The organism is Nocardia callitridis (assembly GCF_039543305.1).
GTDB classification, from domain to species: Bacteria; Actinomycetota; Actinomycetes; order Mycobacteriales; family Mycobacteriaceae; genus Nocardia; species Nocardia callitridis.
Genome location: NZ_BAABJM010000005.1, coordinates 273955 through 284199 on the forward strand (window position 1 = coordinate 273955; position 10245 = coordinate 284199).

The following is a 10245-nucleotide window of genomic DNA, read 5'->3' on the forward strand; positions in this document are numbered from 1 at the left end:
TCATGATGATTACCGCGTATTCGGAGACCCATACGATCTCCTCGAGAAAATTAGTGTCGCTGCCACCTTCCCTCGGGAAGCATTTCTGTCAGAGCCGAAACCGCCTGCGCGATTCGGTGATCTGTGCCCGATGTGACCGTCGACCAAGACCGTTGGTCCGGTGCGATACCCGGTATTGCGACGATCCGACCGCGGCCGGTGTCGTAGATAGCGACCGCGCCTGGCGCGCGGGTGGTGACGCCGTCCTCGTGATCGTAGATCGCGATTTCGGCATAGGCGGTACAGGATTCGAACGCGAGCCCGAGTATCGACGCCTCGCGATCGGGCACCCCGAGGGCATAGCAGGCGTCGGTGTACTCGGTGACCGTGCTCGCGGCGCTGAGGCGTTCGCTCAAGTCCTCCGACAGCACGCTGAAATCCGGTATCTTCGCCGCGGCACACGCGCCGAGTGCGGACAGTAGCGGACGGGCCAGCGACTCCCCCGACCCATCGGACCAGATCGGCCGCACATCGAAGTCGTCGCCGACGCGGACCGCGATCGCGTGGTCATCCCCCCGCAGCGCCAGGCACACTCGCGTGACATCGGCGGGCAGCTCGGGATCCGTCGCGGTGCGATAGATACGCACCACCAGTTCCCGATCCGGCTGCGCGAGCACGAACAGCGCCTGCGCCAGTTCGGAACTCACCTCGCCGTAGGTGTCGAAGACTCCGGCGGAAGTCAGACCCGCGACGGTCTCCTGTTGTACAGCAAGCCATTCGTCATACGAATCATGCTGCGGCACAACGGCGAGTACCACGGGGAGGGTTTGCACCCCGAGACGCTCGGCCACCGCGAACAGACCGTCGTTGGTCAGCGTCGTCATGACGCCTCCCCGGATGGGACGGCCGCAGACGCGGCCGTCGCGGGTGATCCGCCGAGAACAGCAGGGGCGCTGAGGATTCCGCTGGCGATGTCGATCGGGTCCGCACCCTCGACGGCGTGTCCGGCGCGATGCTCGGATTCGGATTGGGTGCCGGGCGCCCCCGCCGCCGCGGCGCCGACACCGCCGGGCATCGGGCCCGCGGGGAGCTGGCCCGCCGTGGCGGCCGCCTGGACCGGGGCTCGTTGTGGGACCACGCTGTCTTTGGTGGAGTCGGTATAGGACGGTGCGACATACGCGGTCTTGATCGGAGGTAGCGAGACGGCCGGGGGCGAGAACCCGGCGGGCAGCGCGGACATGCGCTCAGGAATCGGCAGCCGTGGCGCCGGCCCACCGGACTGCTCGGCGGCCAGCGCCGTGCCCGCGGTCAGCACCGGAGGAGAAGCCTGTATCCACGGGGTGGCAAGCGGTTCGGTCGCCGCCTCGTAGATGCGCATGACCCGCGACGCCGTGGTCTTGGCGACATCGGAGTCGGTGTCGGTCACCGCGGCGATCGCCTGGACGGGTGCGCCGAGCGCGATGCCGATCTGCCGCAGCATCTGCTGCGCCTGCAAGATCGACTCGATATCCGCGATGTTCGGCATGGTCAGTCGCGCCAACTCATTGGCGGCCGCGTGCTCTTCCGCCTTCGCGGCGTTGGCGGCGGCTGCCTGCGCGGCATCGGCGAGCCAGTCGCGCAGGGCCGAAATCCGGTCGTGCACACCGGCGCTCGACGCCGACTCCCATGCGCCGCGCAGCGCGAGGACAACCGCATCGTATTCGACAAGCGCGGCCCCGAAGCTGACAGCAAGACGTGCCCACTGGGCACCGGCCTCCGCCATCGGAATGGGGCCTGGGCCGGTACCGAGATCCCGCGCGAGCCGGTCCGGCTCGCGCGCTTCCCAGAACACCCTGGTGAACCCTGGCTGCGGTGGTTCCATCATCGCGGCTACGCCGTCCTCGCGGATCGGATCCCGGTGACGTTGTCGTCTTCGAGCCGACCGAAGTGAGCGACCTGGGCCCGCAGTGAGGCTGCCAGCTTCCGCAATTCGAGAACTCCCTCGGCGGCACTGGTGGAGAATGAGCCCGCGACCTCGTTCATCGTGCCCGCCGCGCGCACCGAAACCTCGTCGACGCCCGCCGAGGGCACCGCGAGCGAGGCCTCACCCGCCCCCAGATCGTCCTGTAGGCGCTGGGCCAGCGCGTCGAGCCGACCGGCGGCATCGGTGGCCGCCTGCGGGTCGAAATACACTCCATTGAAGCCGTTATCGGTCATGGCGTCCTCGCAATCGGGTGGGAAAACCATCAGAATGTCCACTCTTTGTCCGGCGGCGCCTCGGTGGCCTGCGGATGCGCGAGCGCACCGACCACGGGTAGCGAAGCACCTTGCGGCGGACCGACGAGCTCATCGCCGTTCGAGCTCGTCACCAGATTGTCGGGCGTGCCGTCCTCGCGGGCCTCTTTTGCCCGTGCCGCACCCGCGCCACCCATGGCGCCCGCGCGAGACATCGGCATCATTCCAGGACTGGATGAGGCGTTCGCGGGCGTCGAGTTCACGGTCGGCTCGGCAGCGAGCGCTTGCGGGGCGGCCGCACCGAAGGACGAGCTTCCCGCCAGCTTGCCCGTCGACGATGCGGGCGGCCCCAGGGGCGCCGCGGGGGCAAGGCCACCGCCACCGCCGAACGCTCCCCCACCGTAGCCCGATCCGCCTTGATCGGACGCACTGTCGGAATCACCGAGCTCAGCGCTGTTGTCCACGGCATCAACGGATTCGGCGGTCTTGACGGTACTCAGCGACTTCGCCATCGGCGCGAGCTGCGACACCGATTGCGCCGCGGTGCCGAGTAATTGACCTACCGGCGAGATCAGCTGCATGAGTTGCTGCAGGTCAACGCTCGACGAGTCCGCCGACGTCGTGCCGACACCGGTGGGCGCGGAGGTGACCTTCACCTTCGTACCGACCTGGGTCATATCGGTCGAGTGCGCCACCATCTCCACGCGCGTCTTCGCCACCACCGCAAGCGCTTCGGTGATCGCCTCGGCGGTCGCCTCCAGCAAGAAGACCTGTCCGCCCGGTAAGGCAAGGAACGGCGCGGTGACCGCGGCCGTGGTCGCGTACTTGCCCATGACCTGGGCCATCAACCCGGCGCCGGTGAACACCGATGTCGCGCCGCCGCCGAGGACGGCCTTCTGGCCCGTGCTCTGGCCGACCAGCTCGGTGCCGGACGAAGCCGCCTCGGCGCCCGTCTTGGCCGCCTGCTCCGAACCGGGTCCCTGCCACAGCTGCATCACCACCTGTAGCGCGGAGGTGCCGAGCTGCGTCACGGACTGAAGGCCGGTGCTGATGGCCTCCAGCACCTGGGTGGGGTCGGGGGCAGCCGGCGCGGGCAGCCCCGAGACGGGCGCATTCGCAGGGGTGCCCGGTGGAACGGCTCGCGCCGAAGTATCCACCGCCGCAGACGCATCCGTTGTCACGGGATTCGCTCCGGCTGAGCCGAATTGCCCGGTGCCGAAGCTGGAGACCAGATCCGTCAACGGCCGGACGATCGCGGCCAGATCGATCACCGGCATCGGTGGCAGTCCCGGAAGTGGCGGTGTGGGAGGAAGGTTGGGTAACTGTGGCAGCCCCATGCTTTGCAGGATATGACTGACCGGTTGATCCAGCATGGGCGCCAGCGAGCTACCCCGTAGCAGATCCGAAACGCTCGGGTCGAGTGGCGCGTTCACGACTCAGACCGAGCCCAGCTCGGCCGCCGACGCACCGTCGGTGTTCTGGTAACGATCCGCGCTCTGGTACGCGGTCAACGCCGAACCCGCATGCACGGCGGCGAGTTCGTTCACCGACGAGATGTGGTTGGCCTGGGCATAGGCGAACGATGCCAGGAAATCCTGGCCGATCAGGCCGAATACCGGGACCGCAGCGCCGACGGTGGCTACTTGGTCGACATTGCCGACCGTGGCGACGGTGGTCGCCATCGCCGCCGAAGCGTCTCCGTATCCGCGGATGGCTTCTGGTGTTGCCGTAAAACGATCCATCGAATTCCCCGCTCTGGTAAGGGCATTGGATCAACTTATGTTAACGAGCCGGACCGCATCCCGCCACACGAGGGACACCCGAATGCCCCCCGACTGTGCGAACAAAATGCACTCAAAGCACGAACCAGGCGATTCACAGCAGAATTCACGAACTCGCAGTATTCACGGGAACGCAATCCGGACGTCAAATGAATAGGCCCGACTCGGTTCGGTCACCGAGCTTGTCGCACCGGGCCATGAATACTGTTGCTACCAGAAGGTTTTGGAACTATGCCGTAACGGCCGACAACGAAATATAATCCGCCAGATCGAAATACAGCGGCGTACCGCTTCGACCTCCACGGTCATCGGTACGCTCCCGCAGCCGGGCGACCACCACTGGTCGCTGAAAACACCCGTCCCTCATGGCCGTCGACGCACGGCCGCCGCGGCCGTCCACCGGTTCCGTCTCCGGCACCCCCGGACACAGTTCGGTAATTCCTACCGACCGGACTGTTTATTCGCCTCGCACAGCGACCGCCGTCGTACCCATCACGTGATATCGGTCGACTCTCGACCACTCTCGAAATCGCCTGCTGCACCGGTCTGCCGCAGGTAGAAGCGATCCTCGAAGCCCTCCGCGTAGCTGGACGGCGCGGTCGAGGACGAGGACTGTTCGATGACTCCGTCATCCGCGATGTAGAAGATCGCGCGGCCGATGGCGATCTCGCCCGGTTGGGTAGGCACGAAGACCATCCAGCCGACACTCAGCCGCTCGGCGACCAACTCCTCGACCGGATAGCTGGAGGTGTCGATGCCAAGGCCGAGAATGTGTTCTCCCACCAGGGCGATCGCACGCTCACGCGGCAGTTCCTCGGGAAGCTCCGTCACCAAACCGGCCAGCGACAGCTGATACAACGCGCTGACGATGTCGTCGTCTGGGTTGTCGAACAGGGCCGTCAGCGTATCGCGAGTCACCACACCGGCTTCCGCGGCGGCCACCAAGTCGGCCGCCGCCGAGCGCTGCTGTGCACTCGGGTCCGAGCTCACCACACCGCAGACCACATCGGCCACGGTCTGCGCCGACCACACACCGGGGACCGCCGCACTGATCAGGTCCGCAGCCGCCGATTCGCCACGGAACCAGCTGCCCTGCTCCCACCAGTAGCAGAACGACAGCAGGCCGCGCGCTGCCCGAGGATTGAGCACCTGATTTGCTACCCAGGCGGGGGCACCCGAGTAAAGACCCGGCATAGGGGCACCGTCGTTATACGCGGCATCGAGTTCGGGCGAGTTCCACACACCACCCGACAGCACCGCGCGACCGCCTGGCAGTACGTACAACGTGGCTCCACTGCGCGAGGAACCCTCGAAAACGCCGAGTGCGGGCAGGATTCGCGGGCCCCACTCCGAGCCGATGGCCACGAAGGCCGCCGCGATCGTCGCCCAGCGTGCCCAGAGCACGGGCAACGCGGGGAAATCGTCGGTGGAGCGCACCGCGGCGACACCGGCGTCCCGGTCCGCGCTCGCCTGCGTCCCCGCCAGCTGCGGGGAGCGCCACTGCCGGTTGTCGTGACCGATATACGCCGCCAACCAGACCGGCACCCGCTCGCGCGGAAACGCCTGCAAATCCGCAAGATACGCTTCGGGCACCAGGAGCTGGTCCTCGGGGAACGGCTCGTCGCCGTAGTCGTAGTCGACCTGGAGTTCGCCGCCGGCATCGAGCTCGACGACCATCCGCCACCACGGACCGTCACCGAGCTTGGCCGATACCTCACGGTGGAACTGGAGCAGTTCGATGATCTCCTCGGACGGTTCGAGCCTGGCCACCCGGTCGGCGTCGTCGTAGTACAGCGTGTAGGTCACTCCGCCCCCGACCGTGATCGCGAAGTATCCCTCCAGTCGTCGCCATCCCTCAGGACCGGCGACGGCGAGCTCACGCGCGATCTTGTGCGTGAGCTCGGTCGCCTGCTCCTCGATCGGGGACGAGGCCTCCTCGTCGACGAGGGACTCGCCCGCCGACGCGGCCGAGTCGTCTACTGCCGCAGTTGCTTGCGCTCCGGCCGACTGATCAGCTCCGGCCGACTGGTCTGGCCCGGTTGATGTATCCGCTGCGGCCGATTTGCTCGCTCCGGCCGACTTACCCGCTGCGGCCGACTTCCTTGCTCCGGCCGACTTACCCGCTGCGGCCGACTTTTTCGCTCCCGCCGACTTACCCGCTGCGGCCGACTTCGCTGTCCCGGCCGCGGACGGAGCATCCTGCGCCGACGCGTCGGGGGTCGCCGTGTCGGAAGTACCGGGGTCGGGCGTCGATTTCCGCCCCGGCGATGCCGAGGACGCCAAACCGCTCAGGCTGAAATCGACGTCAGGAGCATTGCCGCCCTCGGCGGAGTCCTGTTGCGGCTGGTTCATGGGGTACTGCCTCCTCATCACTGCGACGGACGTGCGTCATCACAGACATGGCCGAGTTTGCCGTGCATGTAATCGTCACGCCAGACGACGGTGTGACGCGCACTGCGCGCGTCCCGTCCGCCACGTGACCGCGGGAATCAAGTATCCATATCGTCCATCTTGTTCGCCGCGTCACCCATGCCATTGCCGAACTGCGCGAGCGAGGTGACCATGTTGTCCGCACCGTTCAACAGATTCTTGCTCGACGTGGAGTACCCCTCCTCGCCCTCGGTGAACTTGTCGCCGTAGTTGTCGTGGCCCCACGGATAGCCCTTGGCATTCAGCGTGTTCTTCAAGCCCCACACTATCTCTCCCACACGGCCGGAGATATTGATCATCGTCCCGGCGACATTGTGCAGCTTCGCGGTATCGACCTCTACCGGTACATTATCGGGCATCGGAATTTCCTTCCATCATGAGCAGCTGCGTTCGCATTATCAGAAACGGTCCTCCGGATGCCCGGCCTCCCAGTGCGTGTCCAGCCGCTGCATCAAATTATCGATGTGCTTCTGGATGCGGTCGGCGAACTGCTGCCGCCCAGTTGCCACCGCGATCGGCGCATCATCCATCGCCATCACATAACGTCCGTCCCCGATCACGTCGCGCCACAGCAGCTTCGTCTCGTGAATGCCACGCGGGCCGAATTTCGAGCGTCCCTGCACAATGAGAACGGTTCCGGTCAGGTCAGCACGCCTTTCAAAGAATTTCGCCGAAGCCCTCGCGGGTGTGTCTTCGTCGTCCTCGTCCTTGAAGAAGCTGCCGCCACCGTGACCGATATGGTCCTGCGGATCGGTAACGACCGGGGTGCTGGACATGCGCCCCGCGTCGACCTCGGGCAGTGACCGGACAACCGCACCCGCGAGATCACGCGGATCGCATTCGGTGACGATGAAGCCCTCGGTATGCCAGAAGGTCTTTCCCGGCTTCTGCTCGAATTTGAAGGCCTGCGCGCCGCTGCGGGCGAAGTGCATATAGATGCGGCTCTGGCCGTTGTCCATATCCAGCTCGTCCCAGCCACGAAGCCGGATATATATCTCGGGCGAAACCATGACGTCGATCATCGCGTCCCAGGTCGGATCCCACTTCGCCCGCAGCTCCTCCCAGGTCTTCTCCTTCAGCTGTGCGGACTCGTCGAGCGTCATGGGCTCGTCGAGCGTATAGAACAGCGGGGTCGGCATGGCGCCGCTACGGTACTTTTCGCAGAGCACCTGAAACTCGATACCGGTGAAATGCCACGAGAGATTCACGGCTCGATCACCGGCCTCACCTTGTCGACCGGATCGAGGATCTCATCGAGATTCGAGTCGCCATCCAGATATTTCGCCCGTTTGTGTTCCTTCGACCCGCCGCCTTGCTGGCCACCCATACCGGGACCGGGACCCATCATCGGGCTGCCGCCATGCTGCTGCTGATCGGTAGGCGGGGCGGTCGTATCGGGCACGTCCGCGATGCTCGCCCTTGGGAACAATTTCGATACGTCCGGCGGACCGGCCGGAACTTCCAACGCTGATCCGAGCGCTGATCCGAGCTCTTGACCGGCCGTCCCCAGCTGTTCGCCAGCATTGGCGAGACCCGCGCCGATGCTGCTCACCGCTTCGCCGATAGCGCCGCCTACATCGCCGATGCCCGAGTTCATAGCGTTGAGGACGGAGGGAAGGATGCTCGACGCCGCATTGCCGATGGGGCCCGCCAGTGCGGAAAGGGCTTCCAGGCCGCTGGTGTAAGCGCCCGAGGAGCCTACTTCCTCGCCGTCCTCGAAACCAGCGGAGTAACCGGCCGAATAGCCGTCCGCGTAGTCGGAGCCGCTGCCGCTGCCATCGGAGTCACCCGATCCCGAACCGTTGTCACCGGAGCCGCCCGAACCCGAACCATTGCCGTCGCCGGATCCGCTGCCGTCGCCGGATCCGCTGCCATAACCCGAGCCACTGCCATAACCGGACCCACTCCCATAACCGGACCCACTGCCGTAAGTGGACCCACTACCGTAGCCCGACCCACTGCCGTCGCCATAAGCCCCGCTGTACGCGGCGATCGCCGCCGAGTAGCCCGCCGCATAGGCGGACGCGAGGTCGGCGGAATTCGAACCGTCACCATTGCCGGAATCCGAGCTGTAACCCGCCGACCCACCGTATTCGCCGCCGCTGCCACCACCTGGTCCTGCGGCCGGGTAGTTGGCTCCAGGGCCTGGTCCCGAACCGCCGCCGCTTTCACCGCCGCCGTAGGAGCCGACGCCGGGTCCGGGCCCGTAGCCGCCACCGCTCGCGTCCCCCGCACCGGGCCCTGGTCCGTAACCGCCGCTTTCACTGCCGCCGGAGGAGCCGCCGCTGCCGCTGTCGCTGCCTATGCCGGGACCGGGACCGTAGCCGCCACCGCTGCCTGTGCCGGGACCGGGGCCGCCGCCGCTGCCAGCGCCGTAGCTACTTCCGCCGCCGGATCCACTACCGCCTGCGCCCTCGGCGTCGGAATAGCCCGAGGAGTAACCGGCGGAATAGCCTTCGGAATAGCCGCCGCTCCCGCTGCCGCCGCCACTGCCGCCGCCGCTCTGGTCCGCCTCGCCAGCGGCGTAACCCGCAGAGTAACCCGCGGAATAACCGGCCCCGTAGCCGGAGTCACTGCCGCTACCACTCCAGCCGCTACCACTCCCGCTACCGCTATCGCTGCCACTCCCGCTATCGCTGCCACTCCCGCTACCGCTCCCGCTGCCACTACCACTCCCGCTGCCGCTACCACTCCCGCTACCACTGCCGCTATCGCTGTTGGAACCGCTGGAGTCGGCATTACCGGTACCCGAGCCGAGGACCGTGATGTACGGAAGCGCATTGAGCGCACCCTTTATACCTTCTACGTATTTCTCGTTGTAGACATCGAGGTACCCACCCCGCCATTTCTGGAGCGTGCAGTCGACATATCTGATGTGTGGCACGCCCCTCCCGTTCCGATAATCGCTGTAGGACCAATGGGGCATACGTGTACCTGTGGCCATCAGCCAGCCCGAGGTGTATTGCAGCACACTGGCCAGCTCGTTGATGCTGTCGCCGAACGCCTTCGAGCCGTCCTCGAAACGCTGCACCGCCGCGATAGCCGCGTCCTTGCCGGTACCACTCCACATGTCGTCGGATATATTCGCCAGCTGCATGGTCAGCGCGGAGATATCGCTGCCCATCTGATTTCCCATCCACGTGTAAAGGGTCCCAGCCAAGTTCGTGCTGAAAATGTTGGGTTCGATCGCTTCACCCAACTGGAAGAATCCGTCGAATCCCCAGGAAGATGCGTCGGAGATGAATACGGACTGATTGGTGTCGTGATTCGTCGGAGTCGTCGGGGCATCCGGCATATCGTTGGAACCGGTGAAATCGACGTCCGATTCTCCCGGTGGTTTACGAGTGCCAGGATCGTTCTTCACATTCCCGAAGGAATCGGCACTGATGTCGTCAGACTTCCGATAGGCCTTCAGCGCCGCGATAAAGGTATTCTCCATATTCGTCAGGATATTCTGCAAGCCTTCGATCCCGCTGTATATGGTTGCGCCTTTTTGGTTGAAAACTTGGGTGAGTTGGACGCCACCGGACTCGTTCGATATAGCCTCGAGAGCATCCAGTTTATTGTCATCGCGCAGGAATTTTTTGTAGTAATCCAGCTGCTTGATCAGCTCATTGCAAGCCGCCGCACTGTCCCAGAAAACCTTGTCGGCGACGGCGATCTCGCCATTGATGGTGAGGCCACCGTTACTGGCCTGGTCGTGCAGACTGGACCAGTCCGAGGTGTCCTGGGAGGTCGTATCGGTCGGCCCGCCAGTCGGTGTGCCGCCGCTACCGCTGCCGCTGCCACTACCGCTGCCGCTGCCGCTGCCATCAGCCATTTTCTTCCATCTCCCTCATAA

General features: G+C 65.4%; 9 protein-coding genes. All 9 read right to left on the reverse strand.

All coding sequences use genetic code 11. The features are described from left to right. Positions 1-50 precede the first annotated feature (50 nt). On the reverse strand, positions 51-863 hold the full coding sequence (locus ABEA50_RS23570) for an ESX secretion-associated protein EspG (RefSeq protein ID WP_345497975.1): 813 nt from the start codon (positions 861-863) through the stop codon (positions 51-53). Beyond that, complete coding sequence (locus ABEA50_RS23575; RefSeq protein WP_345497977.1) at positions 860-1843, reverse strand: PPE domain-containing protein; 984 nt, start codon at positions 1841-1843, stop codon at positions 860-862. Before ABEA50_RS23575 ends, ABEA50_RS23570 begins: the two co-directional genes overlap by 4 nt. A 5-nt stretch (positions 1844-1848) precedes the next feature. Further along, positions 1849-2175: a PE domain-containing protein gene (locus ABEA50_RS23580; protein WP_345497979.1), complete on the reverse strand. Its 327-nt coding sequence runs from the start codon at positions 2173-2175 to the stop codon at positions 1849-1851. Positions 2176-2204: 29 nt separating this feature from the next. Next, positions 2205-3530, reverse strand: coding sequence for a hypothetical protein (locus tag ABEA50_RS23585; protein WP_345497980.1), 1326 nt, complete (start codon positions 3528-3530; stop codon positions 2205-2207). A 99-nt stretch (positions 3531-3629) separates the two neighbouring features. Continuing rightward, complete coding sequence (locus ABEA50_RS23590) at positions 3630-3935, reverse strand: type VII secretion target (RefSeq protein WP_345497982.1); 306 nt, start codon at positions 3933-3935, stop codon at positions 3630-3632. Positions 3936-4466: 531 nt separating this feature from the next. Next, entirely contained in the window at positions 4467-6326 is a 1860-nt protein-coding gene (locus tag ABEA50_RS23595) for an antitoxin YezG family protein (RefSeq protein WP_345497983.1), read from the reverse strand. Positions 6327-6463: 137 nt separating this feature from the next. Then, positions 6464-6763 (reverse strand): hypothetical protein, encoded by a 300-nt coding sequence (locus ABEA50_RS23600; protein ID WP_345497985.1) that lies wholly within the window; start codon positions 6761-6763, stop codon positions 6464-6466. Between the two features lie 39 nt (positions 6764-6802). After that, a complete protein-coding gene (locus ABEA50_RS23605) occupies positions 6803-7612 on the reverse strand; it encodes an ESX secretion-associated protein EspG (protein ID WP_345497986.1) in 810 nt (269 codons plus the stop codon). Further along, positions 7609-10224: a TrbL/VirB6 family protein gene (locus ABEA50_RS23610; protein WP_345497987.1), complete on the reverse strand. Its 2616-nt coding sequence runs from the start codon at positions 10222-10224 to the stop codon at positions 7609-7611. The genes ABEA50_RS23605 and ABEA50_RS23610 overlap by 4 nt, the downstream gene beginning before the upstream one ends. Positions 10225-10245 lie beyond the last annotated feature (21 nt).